Raw genomic sequence first — 20,553 nt, forward strand, 5'->3', positions numbered from 1 at the left:
AGCTCTTCGAGGAAGAGCAGACGAAAATAAAAATGCCTATCCTGTCTGCCAACAGGATAGGCGGTGTCCTTAAGGACATTCATTAACCTAAACTCGGAGCATCCACCCTTGGAGTGGGTGCTTTCTGTTTAATTAGATATTATCATCTTATGTTTGATAATTTACGAGGTTTCACTAATTTGGATAATTTTTTACAGTAAGGCGGTCAGTGTCTTTTTTGACAACCATATTGTCATCAAGCAGGTGTTGCTTGATTTCTTCGATATTTTCATTGATATGCTGCAAACTGTCAGTATACTCTTCTTCTGAATATTCATCTTTAGCATTTTGCATATTTTCACGAATTTCCAGAGCTTTCATATAGGTACAGAGTTTTTTATTGATGAGGTTGTTCTTAAAGGACAGCTTAACAGTAGCAGGTTTGAAATTGCCCTCATCGTCCTTATCTGCCTCAAATTTCATATCAATCTGGTCATCCAGTTTAAACAGTAATGATAATACATCAGAAACTGTTTCTATATCAAAATCCATGAAAATGTTAATGCTGATGCCTAGCGCATTGGCAATCTTTAAAAGCTGGTCAGGTTTTGGATTGCGGATTCCATATTCATGATCTGCGTCACAGCCACGCATCACTTCTGGTGGAGCTTGGATTTCAGCCATTGGCAATAGCAGAGCGGCTGGGACATGAAAAGATAGAAACCACATTAAATACTTATTCACATTTATATCCGAATAAGCAGGCAGAACTGGCAGACAGATTAGAACTTGAGAATGAGGAGGACAAGCTATGAGCGGAGTACACAAATATCCAACAATCAGCTTTCGGGCAAGCTTTGAGGATTGTGAAGAGCAGGATGATGATGTAGAAATCATGCAGACAGAGGAAACAGCACCTATATGAAAGATTACCTTCCAAGAATTGTGCAGAAGATCGGTTATAGAAGTGTATAGGATTTTTTAAAGGATTTTAAGGCTTCTCAAACTGAGTATAGTCAGTATAGAACTGCAATAGAAAAATGGAAGAAAGAAACAGGAAAAGAGCCAGTAGCACATGGTATTAGGGCGAAGCTGGCAGAAAAGAAACAAGAAATACAGAATGAACAGAAAAATAAACAGCATACCCGTAGTCAGAACAAAGATCGGGGAGCAAGATAGGAGGACAATCATGGAGAAACACATTATGGGAGAAAATGGAATCAGTTATACTTTAGGAGAGGACGGTCTGTATTATCCAGATCTGTACCTTCCAGAAGAGACAGAGTATCTGATTGGAAAGTATGGAATATTGAGAAAAACATATTTGCAGGAGCATCGGAAGGGACTATATCTGGAGTTGGTACTTGCTGGAAAGTTAAATGAGCACTTGCATCTGATTGATGAGGAGTGTAACCAGATGATGGACAGACTGGTAGAGCAGATGAAAGGAGTGCATGGAGTGACGGAAGAACTGAAGATGCAGGATCAGATGGCATGGGTTGGGAAAATGAATAATATCAGGGCTTGTGCAGAAGAGATTGTATTGAAGAAAATCGTATATAGATAAATGGAAAAGGTGATTATAGTTGCCACTTTTTTTAACTGTAGGTGGAGCATGTTTGTGAAAATAGGATGGAGCAATTCTCGCAATTATGATAAAATTTGAATAGAACTATGTCTGCGTTGAATATAATTCATGAGCTTATAAAGAATGTGAAGATTGGAATTATGAGAAATATGGAAAAGAAAAAAATGACGCAAGAAGACATTATGAAATTATTAGACTCTTGCTATGAAAAATGTTTAAATGGAATACCGATGGTCAGTCCCGGTGTTGAAGATATGGCAAATGATTATTTGTCAAAGCACGAGACAAAGGAAAAAGCTTGTAGGGATATGCTGAAAAATCAAATTGCCAAATGTACAATATCAGGAGTTGTAACAGGACTTGGTGGCTTTATAACAATGCCAGTTGCGATACCAGCGAATATAGGAAGTGTAATTTATGTACAAATGCGGATGATAGCTTGTACAGCATATATGGCTGATTATGATTTGAGTAGTGATCAGACACAAACCTTTGTATATGCTTGTCTTGCAGGAGTTGCAGTGAATAGTTTGTTAAAACAGGCAGGAATCAAATTTGGTGTAAAATTTGCAAATGGTGTTATAAAAAAGATACCAGGGAAGGTCCTGACAAAGATTAATCAGAAGATTGGCTTCAGATTTGTTACGAAATTTGGTTCAAAAGGAATCGTAAATCTTGGAAAGATGTTGCCAGGAGTAGGTGCTATTGTAGGTGGTGGATTGGATTTGGTGGAAACAAAGGTTATCGCAGATCGAGCATATAAATGGTTTATGACAGGAGTCTTTTCTGTCAAAGGTGAGAGTGACGACGATGTTATAGATATAGATGATAATGATTATAATACAACGGAAATTAAAAAATAGAACACATGTTCTACAAAACGTTGAAAAAGGGTCTGTGCTATAGTATAATAGAAAGAAATAGAAGGCTTGTAGGTAGGTGGAATATGCTAGAAAAAATTATAGAACTTACAAACGAATATATAGAGAGTATGCCGAAAAAAGAACGTAAAAAATATGGACAGTTTTTTACCAGTATGGAAACTGCCCGTTTTATGGCGGGATTATATAAGTTGGATGAGAAAACAGGCAGAGTAAGTGTGCTTGATGCAGGGGCTGGTTCAGGTATATTATCATGTGCTTTTATTGAGCGAATGGAAACAATAGATTCTATTCAGGAGATTGAGCTTACCTGCTATGAGAACGATGAAAATGTATTGCCATTGTTGAAACGTAATCTGGAATATTGTAAAGAAGAGACAAGAAAAAAACTTACAGTTAATATCGTTGAAGATAATTATATTTTGAGCCAGTATTTGGATTTTAATCATATGTTGGGAGGAAATGCGGAGCCTAAGAAATATGATTTTGTGATTGGAAATCCGCCGTATATGAAAATTCCGAAAGATGCGCCAGAAGCTACAGCAATGCCAGAGGTATGTTATGGTGCACCGAATTTATATTTCATTTTTGCGTCCATGGGATTATTTAATTTATGTGAAAATGGAGAGATGGTTTACATCATTCCAAGATCATGGACATCAGGGGCGTATTTTAAACGTTTCCGGGAATATTTTCTGACAGAAGGGAAATTGGAATATATTCATCTTTTTGTCAGCAGAAATAAGGTTTTTGACAAAGAAAGTGTGTTGCAGGAAACAATTATTATTAAAGTAAAAAAGACAAGTGAAAAGCCAGAAACCGTTACGATTACATCATCGAAATCAAATAGTGATTTTGGGAAGCTGACATCATTAACAGTTCCGTATGATCTGGTTGTAGCAGGATCAGATTATTATGTTTATCTTGTGACAGATGAAAATGAAGTGGAAGTATTAAAGAAATTGCATAAATTTGATAAGACACTTCCGGCAATAGGAGTAAAAATGAAAACGGGATTGACCGTAGATTTCCGTAATCGTGATATTTTGAGGGATGAAGCGGAAGAAGGGGCAATACCTTTATTTTATTCACAGCATATAAAGCAAGGAAAGGTAGAATTTCCAATCCAGAAAGAACATGAATATGTGGTGACAGAACAAAAGGGATTAATGCAAGATAACAAGAACTATCTATTTGTAAAGCGATTTACAGCAAAGGAAGAACCACGAAGATTACAATGTGGAGTATATTTAGCTAAAAGATTTCCGCAGTACCAAAAGATAAGTACACAGAATAAAATTAATTTTGTGGACGGTGTATTAACGGAAATGTCAGAATGTCTGGTGTATGGGTTGTATGTATTATTTAATTCTACACTTTATGATGAATATTATCGTATTTTAAATGGGTCTACACAGGTTAATTCAACAGAGATAAATGCAATGCCTGTGCCAGAGTTAGAGGATATTCAGGAAATGGGCAGAAAAGTGCTTAAAAGTAAGGATTATTCGGAGGCAAATTGCAATTTGATACTGGAGGGATACTGTGGATAAGAAAATAGAGGAAACAAGAGAATTTCTGCAAACAATAGGTATGCCTAAAGCACAGCAGGCAGATATATGCTGCTATGTGATACTGGCTATGGCAGGAATAAAGCCGGATATGTCATGGAGTGAAGCAACAAATGAGTGGATTCGTATTCATGATATTATTCAGTTTGTTAACACATTTTACGGTATGAGCTATGCAGAAAACAGCAGAGAAACGTTTAGAAAGCAGGCTCTGCACAGATTCAGGACAGCTGCTTTGATAGAGGATAATGGAAAAGCAACCAACAGTCCGAACTATCGCTACAGATTGACGGAAGAAACAATTAAAATACTGATAACGATGGAAACACTAGCATGGAAAGAATCTATAAAGCGGTTTCTTTATTATCATGAAAAGTTAATTGATTTGTACGCTTCTAAAAAGAAGATGACAATGATGCCAGTAAATATAAATGGTGAAAGCTTTAAATTTTCAGCAGGTAAGCATAATGAGCTGCAAAAAGCCATTATCGAGGAATTTGCACCGAGATTTGCACCAAATTCTGAATGTTTGTACGTTGGCGATACAATAGAAAAAGATCTGGTAAAGAATGTAGAAAAATTAAAAGAACTGGGATTTGAAATTACATTGCATGATAAGATGCCTGATGTAGTGCTATATCGTGAGGATAAGAATTGGATCTATTTTGTGGAATCGGTAACATCGGTCGGTCCGATGGATCCAAAGCGTATATTGGAAATTACAGAAATGACGAAAGATGTAACAGCAGGAAAAGTATTTGTAACCGCATTTCTGGATTTCAAGACATATAAGAAATTTGCGGAAAAACTTGCATGGGAAACAGAGGTCTGGATTGCTGAAATGCCGGAGCATATGATACATCTGAATGGCGATCGATTTATGGGACCGAGAGAATGAAAAATGTAAATTGAAAGTGATATAATAGACAAGTTATATTGACAAATCGTGTTATGAAAAATATTTATGTAAGAGTTTACTTTGGATAAAGTATATGAGGAGAAAAAATGGCGGTAACAAAATACGAATCTTATTATGCGAAAATATGTGAAAATATTAAGGGAATTAGAGAAAGTAATGAATACAAAACAGATTCCTTAGCTTTTGCACATTGGTATTTGAAAAACTATTACAAATTACAGGAACAAGATATAGCGGAAGCATTAATTGATGGGGCTGGGGATTTAGGGATCGACTCAGTTATTATTGACGAAGAGAATCAAGCACTAATCGTGATGCAATATAAATTTCCTGCTAAAAAAGAAAACATTAAGAATGAGATTGACCAAGGGGAAATCTTGAAAACATGGAATGGTTTTATGACATTAATATCTAATGAGAGATGCTATGAGGGAAGTAATACAAAATTTGCAGAATTTAAGTCGCGATTAGAAAATAGCCTTATAACACATTTTAGAATTTGTTTTGTTAGTTATAATAAGGGAATAGTCGCAAATAAAAGTATTGTTGAAAGTAATGCGGAAACTTTCAGGCAAGATACGGGGAGTGAATTGGAAATTGTGTACCATGATAGAGATGCTATTGCTAATATTTATGAAAAAATAAATAGAAAAAATAGCATTTCAGTATCTTTAAAGTATAAGCAGATGCAACCCGCATATAATGTTCAAACCCGAAAAATAGATTCATTTGTTGGATTTGTAAATGGAAAAGAGCTTGTCCAAGGGATTTCAAATAATATTGCAACTATTTTTGATGAGAATATTCGTTTATATGAATACGGATCTTCGGTAAACAATGGTATTAATAGAACTGCGACATCAACGGACCAAGCAGATATGTTTTATTTTTATAATAATGGTATTGTTTTTATTTGTGATCAAGCACAGAATAGTCCTGCTTCAAATGAAATATTTTTAACAGGAGCATCAGTTGTGAATGGATGTCAAACATTGAATACACTTTACAATGCAGTTCAAAAGGGAAAATTAAATGATACCGTATATATTCTTGTGAGAGTGATATCGATAGCGGATTATAGTGAGCGTATGCGAATAACAGAATTTTTAAATTCGCAAACTCCAATACGTGATAGTTATTTTATTGCGAATCATACTGTCATTAGGGATCTTCAAAAAAAATTGTTGGAAAAAGGATATTTTTTGGAAAGACAAATTAATGAATATGAATATATGAAGGAACATGGAGTTGATATTCAAGGGAAAATTGTCATGGAATTGGAAAATGTAATTCAGTACTATGTAGGATACTGGATTGATAAGAATGCAAGTTTGGCAAAGCGTGGGAAAAATGCGTTGTTTGATAAAAACAAAATTGAAGAGTTATTAGTTGGCTTGACAGCTGATAAAGTTATAGAAGCGTACAATGTATATAATGCAATATCCGAAGTTTTGACATTGTATAGAAAAACTAGGCGAAATAGTAGTAAAGATGAGTTTGCCAAATATATAGGAGTTAAGCAAATATGGATGAATGAAAATATTGATAGTTTTCGTTTTATGAATACTGGAGATATTATTTTGTTAAATACATATAGGAATCTTAAGGATCAATATAAAAGAAAGAAAATAGCAGAACTTGAGCAAAAAGATATAATTATAGATTCTATTTTTATAGTGAGAGATGTAATAAACAAAGAAGAGGAAAAAAATGTTTCTTTATTGACAAAAAATTCGAGTATATTTAATAAAGTTCAAATTAAAGTAAGCGCTTTAGAGGAAAGAGTGGAACATAAGGCTGATTAAAAATATTAAAAATATATTGTGATGAATAGAGTGATTTGGAAACGTATGTTTGAAAACGAATTATTAAAAAAACAATAAAAGGTTGGATAAGAGATTAGAATGCTAGGTGAAAAATTGAATAAGATTGAAAAAGCGTTAGAAGCGTGTGAAAAAGTAATCGATGGAATTGAAGACAGTACAATAACTACAGAATCTGCGTTGCTACAATGCTCGAAGATTGCGCGACTTACAAATGATGAGGAAAATCTTATTTGGCTTCAATATGAATATGGTGGTTATCCCCAAAATAACGATGGAAGAGTTATAAGTGATGCGTGGAATATTGCATATAAAAAAGGAAGAGGTTATCAAAAAGATGGAAAATTATATATATTTACAGAATTAGCCTCTGAACTTGAAGAAAAAATTACTGCACAGCAGAAGGCGGTCGGAAATTTTACAACTAATGGTGCATCTGTGAGTGGTGAGTTGGCGTTAATGGCTATGGATAGACTAACAACAAATGTTCACAGATCAACAATTACAATGGTAGCGGATGTTGCTATTGCACAAAAAAGACTTGCATCTTTAAAAGCCCAGTATTATGAATACGCTTTGAAAAAGCACATAGAGCTGAATTTTGGTAATGTTGCAACAGATGTTTTTGCAAGATATAGAGAACAGGTTGACTTAGCTTTTTCAGAGTTGTCAAAAGAAACGTTGTTAAAACTACAAGCAATTGAAGGAAAAATAAATTCTGGAAATCCTGAGATGTATTCACAAGCATTGACGACTTGTCGTAGATTGTTTGAAAGTACTGCTGTTGAACTATTTTCTAAGCATTTTCCTGATTATAAAGATAAGGTATATAAAACAAAGTCAGGTGCAGAAATTGATGTGAGTGGCAATCATTATAAAAACAAATTATCTGCTGTAATTGAGAAACTTGAAGATAAGTCTATGAAGAAGACACTTGTAGGAAGTAATGTGATATATCTTTTGGACTGGATTGATAATTTGAGTAATTTACAGTGTGAAGGAGTACATTCAGATATTACAAAAGAAGATGCTGAAAGATGTATTTTGCAAACATATATGTGTTTGGGTGATGTATTGACGTTACAATAAATGAAACATTACTTGTGGAGATAATACAATGGAAAGTGCCGTAGCAAATGAATGGGATGCCATAAAAGCGTTGTTTGAAGCATTTGAAGCATATTTTCAAAATAATGATTGCGAAGTAATCTTAACGCAGTTATAATAAAGTGGCAACAAATTGGCAACAGAAAATCAGCAAGCCAAAATAGTATATGTAACAGAGATAAAATAACGGCAGAAAAGAGATAAAAACTAAACAGATATGTTTAATAACACTTTCGGACTTGTCGAGTTTGAATAAATGGGTAAATCCCTACAAGGCTTGTATTTACAGGCTTTGTAGGAATTTTTTAGATGGCGTTGGGTACGATTTGGGTACAAAAATATTGACCATTTGGAGGACAATGCTAAGTGGGAGTTTGTTTACTGTGTTGTGGATACAGTTAAATCTTCAAGAGATTCCCCAAAGACCTTATTAACTCTGTTTTTCACAAGAGAAAAACCATTTCCGGCTTTTCTGATCAATCGTTGTACTAAAGGCTCAGCCAGGCTCGTATTTGACAACCTTGAAAAGAATGGGAACATATGATTTTAATTTTCAAAGTTTTTCTTCAATATCTTTGATTGATTTATGGTCTTCTGTTTTCCATTCGATTCTTCCGTTTGCATTTCTTCCCATAACAATAGCAGCTGCCAATGAAGGGCTGGTAAAGATATAGTCTTTTGTAAAGCAGAAGTTTGAATCAATGATTCCCTTTTCAATAAGAGAAGTACGTAATTTGATTGGAGGTGCAGACATACTGGGCACGGTACTGGAAGCAATTTGGGAATCTTTAAAAACTGCAAAACCATCGGGAACAATAACACCTTTGGAGCTTGCACCTCTTGCTCCCTTAATATAGAATTAAAAGAACATGAAGATGCGAAGTGGCTCACTATAGAGGAACTTGATTCGGTCGATTGGCTGCCGGCGGACGTGACACTGGTGGATAAGATAAAGGGTAAGCAAATGTAAAAACAGATTCAAAAGTGAGGTTATAAGAAAAATCGGAAGATATTTCAAGAAAGAAGATTAGGGGTTACACCACAAGGAGCACACCGAATGGAAGACAAACGAAAGAACGCAGTCCTGGAAATCTTAAACTACTGGAAAATCACAGAATTTCTAGGTCAGACCGACATTCCACAGGAAAGTTCAGAGAACAAAAAGCTAATTAAGAATATTAAGAATGGCAAAGAGGTTAAGGCAGAGAAGATCGAGGTCTTCTTTGATTTGCCAGTTTTGTCGGCTTCTGATATAGATCTGGAAATGATCCTGGAAAAAGACAGGGACGACTATGCGAAGTTTCTTTCGGTTGGTGATGAGATCCATTTTTGTCTGGGGAAGGTAGAGAGGAATACAGTAGTTGATTATCTTGAGAAGTTTATAGAGGATAAATCCGATAATCCTGAGATAGCTTATCCAAAAAAGAGCGCGATCGCATGGTGCTCATTCAAGACAGATACGAAAGGCGTGTATCTTAAGAATAGTTTCCAGCTGTCATCGATACTGTGGGCAGTTGCCAGGTGGGATGAGTCAAGAGCACATAATAGTCATGACTTTGCTCTCGATACTAACAAATATAAAGAACTTGTTGGAGAGATTGATGAGAAACTGCAGGACCAGAATGTCGATGAGTTCATTTCAACCATATATGAAAAGATTTTTAATGAGTATGTGAAACACAGGTTCTTAGATGATCCTCAGGAATCGATGGGAATTGCCGAATACAACAGGTATGCGAGCGAACAGGCCAGAGATGCGGACGAAGACGCATTTGACTATGCGGATCAGGGTAAAAGTTTCTTTTTGAATGACATTATTCAGTTGTCAGAGCTGGTTCAGAACGGGAACTTTGGCGATGGGAATGAATATGAGAAGAAAGTGATCGAGTACATTCTGGCAGGGTACGAAAAGTCGAAAGGCCCAGACGATTTACCGAGAACGATCATCTCGCCGGATGCGGGAAAAAGTGAGATGAAGCTGTTCTTTGACAGAATTCTTAACGTTACAAATTCGCCAAGGGGAAAATGGCCGGCCAAATATATGCCGGCGTTGATGCAGCAGGTTGCAGTCAATATTGCAATCAGACAGGACGGGGATGCTCCAGTTTTTTCTGTAAACGGACCTCCCGGAACGGGAAAGACTACATTGCTCAAGGAGATCGTGGCAAGCAATATCGTTGAGCGTGCCAAACTTCTCGCTGAGAACGCAGAAGATCCAGACTCTATATTCGAAATGCATTCATTTTCTCATGGACCGCTAGAGACAAATGCAAATGCTTATTACCAGTATGCGCCTCATTATTATTCGATAAATGTTGATGAGATCAACAACTATAGTATGCTGGTCGCGTCATGTAACAATGCGGCGGTGGAAAATATCACGATAGACCTTCCGAAGGCGAGGGATATACTTGACAGTCTGGAGTCGTCTGGGGATGACGAAGAGGAGATCCGCTGCGGTCTGGATGAGGTTCATGATTTGTTTGATATCAACAAGTCAGGTGATGTGGAGACTATAACCAGATATGGTAAGAGCCGAGAGGAGAAGGACATTTATTTTACGCGTTATGCGGATAAACTTTTAGGCGGAGCTGACTGCTGGGGATTGATATCCGCTCCGTTTGGCAGAAAGGCAAATATCCGTAAGTATTGCAATTCGGTCCTGAAGCCATTTGTGGAGGACTACAGATCAAATGATGTCAGGGAGCAGCATAAGGCAAAATATCTGGAGGTAAGAAAAAAGTTTTTATCTCAGTATAAATTGGTTGAAAACTTACGAAAAGAATTAGGACAGATCTGTGCTCTGGCAGGTTCGGTTCCTGTGGAGCTGCAGGAAGATGCACCAGAGGATTTGTCATGTGAAATAAGTGATGTGGAAAGAAAGCGGCAGATGCTTGAGCGTCAGTTATTTGCTGAACAAAAAGAGCTGATCGAGCTTGAGGAAAGCAGACCGAAGGGATTGTTCGCAAGGCGTAAGGATACATCCGCAAGAGATATATTCATTCAGGAGAAGAAAGCGACAATATCAAAACTTAATGGAGAGATAACTTCTTTGAACAACAGGATATCAGGCCTGCAGAATTTTCAGGAATACCAGCGGTGTATTTCAAAATACTCGCATGGGCAGATGAAGATGACCCCGGTGGACGCTGCATTTATGGAACGTTATGTATCCGAGGATGATCGGCTGTCAACAAAAGCACAGATAACCAATCCATGGTTTACCGCCCAGTACAATAGAGAGCGTGAAAAGTTATTCCTGTATGCATGTAAGCTGCACAAAGAATTTGTCATTTCATCAAAATGCATGCGGCATAATATCATCAACCTGATGATTGCGTGGAATGTGTTTGATGATTGTGGTGAGAGGATGAAGCTTGCTGACAGAGAAGAAGCCATGCCATATATGCTCCAAAGCATTTTCCTGCTGACCCCTGTGATATCCACTACATTTGCTTCTGCGCAGACATTTCTGGGAGACGTGAAGAAAAGCGGAGTGCTTGGAACTCTTATTGTCGATGAGGCAGGACAGGCACAGCCGCAGATGGCAGTTGGTGCGATGTTCAGATGCAGAAAGGCGATCATAGTAGGAGATCCAAAGCAGATCGAGCCTGTGGTTACCGCAGAGACTGACATGATAAAACAGCTGCTTACCGCGGAGATATTGGCAGGTTACAAGGATAAGAAAATCTCTGTGCAGGCTTTTGCTGACTATATAAATCCGTATGGAACTTATCTTGGAAAGGATGAGGAGAAAGAGTGGGTAGGCTGCCCACTGGTAGTCCATAGACGCTGCATTGACCCGATGTACACAATCTCAAATGTGCTTTCATATGATGGAACTATGAAGCAGCAGACGGCAGCTCCTAAGGAGGACAGGACAAGAACATTTATCCTGGACAAGAGCTGTTGGATAGATGTAGCCGGTGCTGAGAATTCGGGCAAGAAGGATCACTTTGTCAAGGCGCAGGGCGAGCTTGTTCTGAAACTACTGGAGAGAAAATTTGAACGGGATTCCTGTGATATCCCTAGGTTGTTTATCATCACACCATTTACATCGGTGAAAGAGGGAATGCTGGAGATGATAAAGAAATCGGAGTTATACGGAAAAGAGCCAAGAGTCAGAAAATGGCTTAATGCAAATAACATTGGAACAGTGCACACTTTCCAGGGCCAGGGAACGGATGAGGTTATATTCCTACTCGGATGCGACAGCAAATCTATGGGAGCAGTCAACTGGGTGAACAATAATATCGTCAATGTTGCAGCGACAAGGGCGAAATTCAGATTCTACATGATAGGAGATAAGGCGGTATGGACTTGCAGGCCGGTGAGGGTTGCGAGAGAGTGCACTGCCGAGATGATAACAGCTAAAGAGGTTCGAGAGCTGCTCATCGGTAAGCCCAAGGAAGCCAGCGATAAGCCCCAAGAGATCGAAGCTATATCTGACGGTACGCAAAAAAAAGGCACTAAGACCTCCGATCATTTAAAGAAGAACGGCAATAAAATGCCGCAGGACTCAAGTGGAGATATTAAGTCTGCATCTGCAAAGATATCTATGATATGCCCGGAATGCGGGAAAAAGCTGGTTGAGAGATCGGGGAAATTTGGAAAATTCATAGGTTGCTCGGGCTTCCCGAAATGCCGGTTTACGCAGTCGGTATAGGAACAGAGCAACACTCCGTTGATTTCCACCATCCCCGCAATCTGCTATGATATCCATAACGGAGGTGGAAGCAATGGAGACAAAGGACGTTATATTAGAACTTCGAACCAAAAGGGGATTATCCCAGGACGGCCTTGCTGGAAAGGTCATGGTCACAAGGCAGGCGGTGTCGCGATGGGAAAACGGTGAGACGGTACCGAATACAGATACGTTGAAACTGCTCTCCAGCTGGAATGTGAGTTTGGTGGAGACAGATGTTTTGGGGTCCTGGCGGATATGGATTTTATATTGATATCGACATATGAGGCGGAAGGGACAAATCCGGAACTGGTTCTTTATAAAAAGAGGTAGTATAATGAGTTAGGTTATTGCATTAATAATCTTTCACAATTTATATTACAGGGGGAAATACATATGATACAATGTGCCGGATGTGGCAGCAATCTGGTATATGATATAGCAAGAAAGAAAATGTACTGCAAAGCATGTGGAAATGAATACGAGCCGGAGAGTGTCGACAAGGATGAGGACAGCGAGGAACGCAAGCTTATGGAGCTTACTGTATTCATTTGTCCGCAGTGTGGTGGGGAGATATACAGTACAGATGAATCAGCGACGGGATTCTGCAGTTACTGCGGGGCAGCGACTATGCTTTCCAGCCGGCTGAAAAGCGAGAGAAGACCGGACTATGTGATACCGTTTGCGGTGACGAAGGACATGTGCAAGGCATCATATGCCACAGTCATGAAGAGGGCGATATACGCTCCGAACAGGCTGAAACACAGACGAAATGTGCAGGAGTTCCGTGGAATCTACATGCCGTATTGGCTGTGTGATGTTGACCAGAAAGGTAAAACCGCTGTCAGGGCGACGGACAGCTATAGCTCAGGGGTTGATACAGTCAGTCATACATATAATGTAAGATGCTTTGCAGATAATCATTATGAGAATATAACCATGGATGCATCATCGCTGTTTCCGGATGATCTCAGCAGCAAGGTGGCACCATTTGACTCGGCTGACATGAAAACGTTTTCCATGGGATATCTGAGTGGGTTCTACGCGGATCTGCCGGATGTGGATTATAAGGTTTACAGGGATAAGATAGCGCAGGTGACAGGTGATATGGCGTATGATGTGATGATGAGTAAGATAAAGCATCATCTATGTACATACGATGCTATCGGTGAACCGGAGGAGCCATTGTCAGAAACGATGGAGATAAAGATCACTGGAGCAAAGACCGGGTTGTTTCCTGTGTGGCTTTTGTCATACAAGAACGGTAAGCGTATTGCATATGCAGCGGTAAATGGCAGCACAGGAAAAGTGGCTGCGGATATACCGCTTGATATCGGCAAGTTCCTGCTGGGATGCCTGATAGGAGTGGCACCATTATACTTTTTGCTGAACTTATTTCTTACGGTGAGACCTGGCGTGCTACTGGCATTTGTATCTGCGATAGGTGCGCTTGTGACCATGATATATTGCGATGAGATGGAGAAGATAGCAGATGTAGAGACACATGAAAATGATGTGGGATTCTTCGCAAGGCACACACTCAATGCAAAGAAAAGTGGAGGCAAGAAGAAAAAGCTACAAACAAAAAAGCTGCAAACAAAAAAGCCACAAAAAGACACAAAAAGAAAAATAAAAAATAAGATAACTTCATTTGTGAAGTTTTCCTGTTTTCTGGAAGTTATACAGCTGATAGTGTGCATAATAGTATTATTCTGCCTGAAGTTTGATATAAATCCGTTTCTTTTTAACTGGGATATTATGGGAAAGGCCAGTTATGTTGTGGCGTGCATCTCGTGTCTGGTAGCCATTTATGGGGCAGTAAAAGGCATAGTAAACGTGAGAAGAGTAAAAAGAAAAAGTGGCGTCATGGGATTATTTGTTGCATTTGCCACCATTCTTTCTGTAGCGGTCGTGTTGATAAAACCTGTTATGGACAAGTATTATTATGGATGCGTGCTTCTGGTATGTGCTGCAACCATTCTGACACTCATAGATCTGGTTATCAGCCACAACCGGATGTCCACAAGACCACTTCCACAGTTTGAGTATAAGGGAGGTGATCATCGTGCGTAGAGCGGTAATTACCAGAATGGTGATCACTGTAATGATCATACTGCTGTTTTGGGTTATGGGATGTAATGGTGTAGTGACTGCTCAGGCATCTGAGAAGGATCAGGATGATTCGTATAGTCACCAGCATGAAGTGGTAATCAAAGATGATGCAGATGTGCTGACTGAAAGTCAGGAGGCACAATTGTCGGAGACTATGAAGGAGACTGCCCGTTATTGCAATGTATTGTGTGTTACATCGAACCTTATGTACAAATCTACAGCATACCATGCGGAATCTGCCTATAAAAGAGAATTTGGCACCCGCGATGGCGTTATGTTCTTCATTGATATGCGTAACAGACAGATATACATCTATTCGTATGGCGGACCATACAAGATCATCACCAAGACAAATGCGTATACGATAACAGACAATGTCTATGAATATGCAAGCGAAGAGAAATATTTTGAGTGCGCAAATGAGGCATTCAAGCAGATAAATATGCTGCTGGCAGGAGAGCAGATAAGCCGTCCAATGAAGCATATCAGCAACATACTCCTTGCAATAATATTTTCTATAATGCTTAATTATCTTCTGATGAAAAAGACCTCGAAGGTTTATGACATGGGTTCAAAAAATTTACTTACCGGTACAAAGGTTTCATATAATATGAATCATAAATATGATATGATCAGTGAAACGAGAAGTACAAGATCCGGATCCGGCGGTCATGGCGGAATCGGCGGCGGTGGATTCGGAGGCGGAGGCATCGGTGGCGGCGGTGGAGGCCACAGCTTCTAGTCAAAGAGAAGAAAATCTGACAAAATATAAACGATGAAAAATGCTGTGAAGAATTTTCGAAATTCACAGCATTTTATTTTCATAAGGAGGGACCCACGTAAGTGGGAGGATTCCTTGTGAAGTACGCAGACGCCGCGCGAAGCGCCTAACATGCGTCTGCTCCTTTTGTAACGTTTTTCATTTATACTGGTCTTATATGTGAAGGGAGGTAAAAAACTTGGCGTCAGGAAAAGAAAAAAATGGAGTAGAAGAAATATACGAAAAATACTACAAAGACGTAGATCGTTTTGTGCTGGCACTGTCTAAGAATCCTCACATAGCCGAAGATATAACACAGGAGGCCAGACTCTCTGGGAGGAGAACCAGAATCTGCCGATCCTGAACAGTGAAAAATAGAATGTGTATGCCACATAAAACTCACATTACAAATAATTAAAGTAAAAACCAACCTTTTTTGCCATTTAATTGAATGATCCATGATATACTAGCATTGTGCATGACGTTCACGCTGTATTTAAAGGGGTATTGCCCCACTTATGAAAAGGGCAGAGATATGGAAAACAAGAAAAAGATGATATTCAACGTATTGTTCCTTGTCCTGATATTTGCCGGCACCATATACGGAGTGTTCCACGGCAAGGATTTAGGGCAGATTGCGGATATAATGAAGACGGTGAATCCGTGGTGGCTTATACCGGGAGTGGTATGTGTTGTTGTATTTATATGGGGAGAATCTGTGATCATCCATTATATGATGAGCAAGCTAGGTGTCAGGATACGCAGGGGCACATGCTTTCTTTTCTCATCAGTTGGATTCTTCTTTAGCTGTATTACACCATCTGCATCAGGCGGACAGCCGGCGCAGATATATTATATGAAGAAAAAGAAGATACCGATCCCGGTGTCCACACAGGTACTGCTCATAGTGACGATCACGTACAAGCTGGTACTGGTGCTACTTGGACTTGGAATCGCTATATTTGGACAGAAGTTTATACATACTTATATAGATGATGTGCAGTGGGTGTTCTATCTGGGACTTATGCTGAACGTGGTGTGTGTGGCAGGTATGGTGCTGTTCGCATTCCATCCGTCACTTGCCAAGGCATTTGTTGTGAAGGGCAGCAGACTTCTTGAGAAGATGAGATTCCTGAGACACAAGAAGTCACGTGAGGAAAAGCTTGCAGCATCGATGGAGAAATACAACCAGACTGCGGATTATATGATGGGACATTTCGGGATGCTGGTAATAGTATTTCTCATAACACTTGTCCAGAGATTTTCACTGTTTGCAGCGACATGGTTTGTGTACAAGGCATTCGGACTTGCGGGGGCATCTGCAGGACTTATCATACTGATGCAGGGAGCTATAGCTGTTGCGGTCGATATGCTTCCACTTCCAGGTGGTATGGGAATCAGTGAGAAGCTGTTCATGGAGATGTTTTTGCCGATATTTGGAAGCAAATTGTTGCTGCCGGGTATGATACTCAGCAGAGGTCTGGGATATTACACGGAGTTGATAATCAGTGCGGTATTTACGATCGTGGCAAATTTTGTGATTGGGAGAAAGACTGATGAAACCAAGATCAGAGATGAGCATGGAGCTCTATGAGATGATGCTTGACCGGGGATATCCCGAGGAGTTCTGTGATCTCATAACAAAGAATCTGAATACGGATTTTACGGCGGGCAGGATGATGGGCTATCTGTCGCATTATCAGGAGCTGCCTCTTGAGGAGATTGTGGATGAGATGTTGTCCATCCTCACAGATAGGAACAGGATTATGCAGAAGAAAAAACTTGAGAGCAATAATGCTGAGTGGAACAGGTTCCTGGAAGAGGGATTTGGACTTTCAGATGATGAATAAACGAACATATCTGGGTGCTGAAGAACAAAAAGTAAGAAAAAGCAGTCTGCGGACATCGCCAGTGTTATACATGGTGATGATCCGTCAGACTGCTTTTTATTAATTATATTGAAATGTCTGTCTAGCCGATGCCTCCGAGAAGGATACCAAGTATCAATACAAGGAGACATACAGGACAGTAGATGTATTTGCATATAGGCACGAACTTCTCTGTGAACTTCTTTTCCCTTCCGGTGTTGACCTGTGTCTCAACATATTTCTTGCCACATACCCAGAAGAACATGATTCCGGCAAGTCCTGCGCCAAGTGGGCAGATGTAGATGGACAGTACATCCATCCAGTCAGATACGATACCCTGTATACAGATGGATACCACAACTGCTATGACACCGATGATGGCACATGCAGGTTTTCTGCCAACTCCAAGCTTCTCCTGCACCGTTGCGATTGGTGCTTCGTACAGGTTGATTAGTGATGACAGTCCCGCCATGAACACAGCCACAAAGAAGAGTATGGCAACAATATAACCGCCAGGCATGGACTTGAACAGGCATGGCAGATAGATGAACAGCAATCCCGGGCCGCCCTGGTTGAGCTGTGCTCCGGCAGTTGCCATGGCAGGTATGATTACCAGTGCGGCAAGCATGGCAGCAATCGTATCGAAAAGTGCAACACGTCCGGCAGCCCCCGGTATATCCTCATCGTCTGGCAGATATGAGCCGTATATCAGAGTTCCGTTTCCCGCAACTGAGAGTGAGAAGAATGCCTGTCCCAGCGCAAATATCCATGTCTTTGGATCTGCAAGTACCTTTGGCTCTATGCGGAAGATGTATTTGTATCCCTCTATGGCTCCCGGCTGGCATGCCGCATATATGGCCAGGATGATGAACAATACGAAGAACGCCGGCATCAGGATCTTGTTGGCCTTCTCAATACCGTTGCCCACGCCGAACATAAGGATGGTGATTCCGATGGCAAGTGCAATGATCTGCCATGCATTGTTGCCAAATGAAGATGCCATTCCGCCGAAGTTTGAAGCAAAGCCGTCTATATCCTCCGGTGACAGTGTGCTTCCGGTGAAAGCTCCGATCATGTATTTCAGTATCCAGCCCATGACGACCGTGTATCCGATGGCCATTGCCAGTGCGCCGAGCACAGGTATGCCGCCCAGCAGTTCACCGAGCTTTCGCTTGCCCTTTTTCTCCATGGCGATTCCAAATGCATCGATTGGACCGGATCTTGTAGCTCGTCCGAAGCTCATCTCTCCGATAACTCCGGTGAATCCGATGAGTACCACAAATATAAAATATGGTATGAGATAGGATCCGCCGCCGTATATGGAGACTCTTGTAGGGAACATCCAGATGTTGCCCATGCCCACGGCAGAGCCGATGCAGGCCAGGATGAAGCCCCATTTGTTGTTAAAAGATTCTCTCTTTTTCATGTATAATTCCTCCCAAATGTGTTCGTTACCGCATTGGCGGACCTCCCTCATAGTCCGTAAATTACGTTAACTTAATTAATATACATGAATATCATTTGGAAGTAAATTAAATAATGTGGACATGACTTAAAATATAGCTGCAAAAGCAAGAATTTAATTGAAAAATAACCGGCAGGTGGCGTACAATGTACCAGAAAAATGGAAAAAGTTATTTGAATATTATCTGAGAGGTGAGAAGATTGACAGAGGACAGATATGAACATATAGTACATCCATTTCCCCCACTATACGACGAGAAATCAAGGATACTCATACTGGGAAGCCTGCCATCGGTGAAGTCCAGGGAGCAGATGTTCTTCTACGGACATCCGCAGAACAGATTCTGGAATGTCATCAGCAGAGTGCTTGGCGAGAAACTTCCGGTGACCATAGATGAGAAGAAAGCCATGCTGCATGCACACCACATAGCCCTGTGGGATGCGATCTACAGTTGTGACATCATAGGTTCAAGCGACAGCAGTATAAAGAATGTTACGCCCACGGATCTGTCGAAGATAGTGGAAGCTTCCAAGGTTACAAAAGTGATATGCAACGGCAAGACCTCAGGAAAGTATTATGCGAAGTACCAGCAGAAGACTCTTGGCATAAAATCTGTGGTGCTTCCATCCACAAGTCCGGCAAATGCGGCATTTTCAGTGGACAAGCTGGTTGATATCTGGGGAGCTGAGATACCGGATATATGCAAATTATAGACAGAAGATAAACTCATACATAACATTTTCTAAAGCTTTCTGTAGAATGATGTACAACGAGTGAGAATATGTTATCATAGAGACCGCACCAGGATGCCGGACAGACATCCATGGTGTTCACACAATAATATAACGAATTAAAAGGAGAGAGAAGAGATGGCATTAAGTTTTATCGAGATACTTAAGGTAGTATTCCTTGGTATCGTGGAGGGTGTCACAGAGTGGCTCCCGATCAGTAGCACAGGACATATGCTTCTTGTGGATGAATTTATCTCACTGAATGCGAGCACTGATTTCAAGGAAATGTTTTTCGTGGTGATACAGCTTGGAGCGATACTTGCTGTCGTGACCATATTCTGGAATAAGATGTGGCCTTTCCAGCTCAAAGACAAGACACAGCCTGTCATGAAGAAAGATACCTGGAGTATGTGGTTCAAGACAGTTGTTGCATGTATACCTGGAGCGATAGTTACGATACTGTTTGATAATTACATAGAGGCGCATTTGCACACAGCGGTTGTCATAGCGATTGCCCTTATTTTCTATGGAATAGCATTTATTGTGATTGAGAACTGGAACAAGACCAGAACACCGAAGGTTGAGACGCTGAACGACATAACATACAAGACAGCGTTTCTTATAGGCATGTTTCAGGTGCTCTCCATCATACCGGGTACATCCCGTTCAGGTGCCACCATCATAGGCGCTCTGCTCATCGGTGTATCAAGAGTGGCAGCAGCGGAGTTCACATTCTTCCTTGCGGTTCCGGTTATGTTCGGACTCAGTGCATTGAAGATGATCAAATTCGGACTGTCATTTACAAGTGCTGAGCTCGCTATACTTATTATAGGTTGTGTCGTTGCATACCTTGTATCCATTGTTGTCATCAAGTTCCTGATGAGCTACATCAAGAAGCATGACTTCAAGATATTTGGCTGGTACAGGATCGTGCTCGGAGTTATAGTTCTTGCATATTTTGCCTTATTTGCATAGCTTATAAATAAATAAAATCAAAAATTGCATAATATATATAGTATGTGCTATAATGCCCATGAATTGTGCATTATAGCACATATTAACATT

The 20,553-nt window shown here is 40.1% G+C and carries 18 protein-coding genes and 3 pseudogenes; 18 read left to right on the top strand and 3 right to left on the bottom strand.

What is annotated here, in order from left to right; translation table 11 throughout:
- Positions 1-174: 174 nt before the first annotated feature.
- Complete coding sequence (locus tag DW159_RS12725; protein WP_242992728.1) at positions 175-663, bottom strand: helix-turn-helix transcriptional regulator; 489 nt, start codon at positions 661-663, stop codon at positions 175-177.
- Here DW159_RS12725 and DW159_RS12730 point away from each other — a divergent pair.
- The 8 genes and pseudogenes from DW159_RS12730 to DW159_RS14305 all read left to right on the top strand — a co-directional run.
- Positions 606-794, top strand: a pseudogene (locus DW159_RS12730) (tyrosine-type recombinase/integrase); the annotation flags it as partial. The gene DW159_RS12725 and the pseudogene DW159_RS12730 overlap by 58 nt on opposite strands.
- A 374-nt stretch (positions 795-1,168) precedes the next feature.
- A complete protein-coding gene (locus DW159_RS12740; protein WP_117551240.1) occupies positions 1,169-1,546 on the top strand; it encodes a TnpV protein in 378 nt (125 codons plus the stop codon).
- Between the two features lie 161 nt (positions 1,547-1,707).
- Complete coding sequence (locus DW159_RS12745) at positions 1,708-2,430, top strand: EcsC family protein (protein ID WP_117551341.1); 723 nt, start codon at positions 1,708-1,710, stop codon at positions 2,428-2,430.
- A gap of 83 nt (positions 2,431-2,513) precedes the next feature.
- Positions 2,514-4,001, top strand: a complete 1,488-nt coding sequence (locus DW159_RS12750) for an Eco57I restriction-modification methylase domain-containing protein (RefSeq protein WP_117551242.1) — start codon at positions 2,514-2,516, stop codon at positions 3,999-4,001.
- Positions 3,994-4,917, top strand: coding sequence for a BsuBI/PstI family type II restriction endonuclease (locus DW159_RS12755; protein WP_117551244.1), 924 nt, complete (start codon positions 3,994-3,996; stop codon positions 4,915-4,917). The genes DW159_RS12750 and DW159_RS12755 overlap by 8 nt, the downstream gene beginning before the upstream one ends.
- Before the next feature lie 107 nt (positions 4,918-5,024).
- Complete coding sequence (locus DW159_RS12760) at positions 5,025-6,743, top strand: AIPR family protein (RefSeq protein WP_117551246.1); 1,719 nt, start codon at positions 5,025-5,027, stop codon at positions 6,741-6,743.
- A 99-nt stretch (positions 6,744-6,842) separates the two neighbouring features.
- Positions 6,843-7,850, top strand: a complete 1,008-nt coding sequence (locus DW159_RS12765) for an AbiTii domain-containing protein (RefSeq protein WP_117551248.1) — start codon at positions 6,843-6,845, stop codon at positions 7,848-7,850.
- A gap of 406 nt (positions 7,851-8,256) precedes the next feature.
- Positions 8,257-8,416, top strand: a pseudogene (locus DW159_RS14305) (IS30 family transposase); the annotation flags it as partial.
- Positions 8,417-8,421: 5 nt separating this feature from the next.
- Here DW159_RS14305 and DW159_RS14310 read toward each other — a convergent pair.
- On the bottom strand, positions 8,422-8,622 hold the full coding sequence (locus DW159_RS14310) for a DUF4357 domain-containing protein (RefSeq protein ID WP_187115876.1): 201 nt from the start codon (positions 8,620-8,622) through the stop codon (positions 8,422-8,424).
- 102 nt (positions 8,623-8,724) lie between these two features.
- On the opposite strand from DW159_RS14310, the pseudogene DW159_RS14315 reads away from it, so the two are divergent.
- From DW159_RS14315 to DW159_RS12815, 8 genes and pseudogenes are all read left to right on the top strand, one after another.
- Positions 8,725-8,838, top strand: a pseudogene (locus tag DW159_RS14315) (8-oxo-dGTP diphosphatase MutT); the annotation flags it as partial.
- 87 nt (positions 8,839-8,925) lie between these two features.
- Positions 8,926-12,534: a topoisomerase DNA-binding C4 zinc finger domain-containing protein gene (locus DW159_RS12785; RefSeq protein WP_117551250.1), complete on the top strand. Its 3,609-nt coding sequence runs from the start codon at positions 8,926-8,928 to the stop codon at positions 12,532-12,534.
- A 73-nt stretch (positions 12,535-12,607) separates the two neighbouring features.
- Positions 12,608-12,826 carry a helix-turn-helix transcriptional regulator gene (locus DW159_RS12790; protein WP_242992730.1) on the top strand — a complete coding sequence of 73 codons (219 nt, stop codon included), beginning with the start codon at positions 12,608-12,610 and terminating at the stop codon, positions 12,824-12,826.
- Positions 12,827-12,948: 122 nt separating this feature from the next.
- Complete coding sequence (locus DW159_RS12795; protein ID WP_117551252.1) at positions 12,949-14,625, top strand: hypothetical protein; 1,677 nt, start codon at positions 12,949-12,951, stop codon at positions 14,623-14,625.
- Positions 14,618-15,406, top strand: a complete 789-nt coding sequence (locus DW159_RS14075) for a TPM domain-containing protein (protein ID WP_158547611.1) — start codon at positions 14,618-14,620, stop codon at positions 15,404-15,406. The genes DW159_RS12795 and DW159_RS14075 overlap by 8 nt, the downstream gene beginning before the upstream one ends.
- A gap of 217 nt (positions 15,407-15,623) precedes the next feature.
- Complete coding sequence (locus DW159_RS12805) at positions 15,624-15,788, top strand: sigma factor (protein ID WP_117551254.1); 165 nt, start codon at positions 15,624-15,626, stop codon at positions 15,786-15,788.
- Between the two features lie 171 nt (positions 15,789-15,959).
- On the top strand, positions 15,960-17,018 hold the full coding sequence (locus DW159_RS12810) for a lysylphosphatidylglycerol synthase transmembrane domain-containing protein (RefSeq protein WP_117551256.1): 1,059 nt from the start codon (positions 15,960-15,962) through the stop codon (positions 17,016-17,018).
- Positions 16,981-17,274 (top strand): hypothetical protein, encoded by a 294-nt coding sequence (locus DW159_RS12815; RefSeq protein ID WP_187115877.1) that lies wholly within the window; start codon positions 16,981-16,983, stop codon positions 17,272-17,274. Before DW159_RS12810 ends, DW159_RS12815 begins: the two co-directional genes overlap by 38 nt.
- Before the next feature lie 121 nt (positions 17,275-17,395).
- Here the strand turns inward: DW159_RS12815 and DW159_RS12820 are convergent, their stop codons facing one another.
- Complete coding sequence (locus tag DW159_RS12820; protein ID WP_117551258.1) at positions 17,396-18,718, bottom strand: sodium-dependent transporter; 1,323 nt, start codon at positions 18,716-18,718, stop codon at positions 17,396-17,398.
- A 239-nt stretch (positions 18,719-18,957) separates the two neighbouring features.
- Here DW159_RS12820 and DW159_RS12825 point away from each other — a divergent pair, with 239 nt between their 5' ends.
- Both DW159_RS12825 and DW159_RS12830 read left to right on the top strand, forming a co-directional pair.
- Positions 18,958-19,470 carry a DNA-deoxyinosine glycosylase gene (locus DW159_RS12825; protein ID WP_199412502.1) on the top strand — a complete coding sequence of 171 codons (513 nt, stop codon included), beginning with the start codon at positions 18,958-18,960 and terminating at the stop codon, positions 19,468-19,470.
- A 156-nt stretch (positions 19,471-19,626) separates the two neighbouring features.
- On the top strand, positions 19,627-20,463 hold the full coding sequence (locus DW159_RS12830; RefSeq protein ID WP_117551262.1) for an undecaprenyl-diphosphate phosphatase: 837 nt from the start codon (positions 19,627-19,629) through the stop codon (positions 20,461-20,463).
- Positions 20,464-20,553 lie beyond the last annotated feature (90 nt).

Source organism: Coprococcus sp. AM14-16 (assembly GCF_003434675.1).
GTDB lineage: Bacteria > Bacillota > Clostridia > Lachnospirales > Lachnospiraceae > Coprococcus > Coprococcus aceti.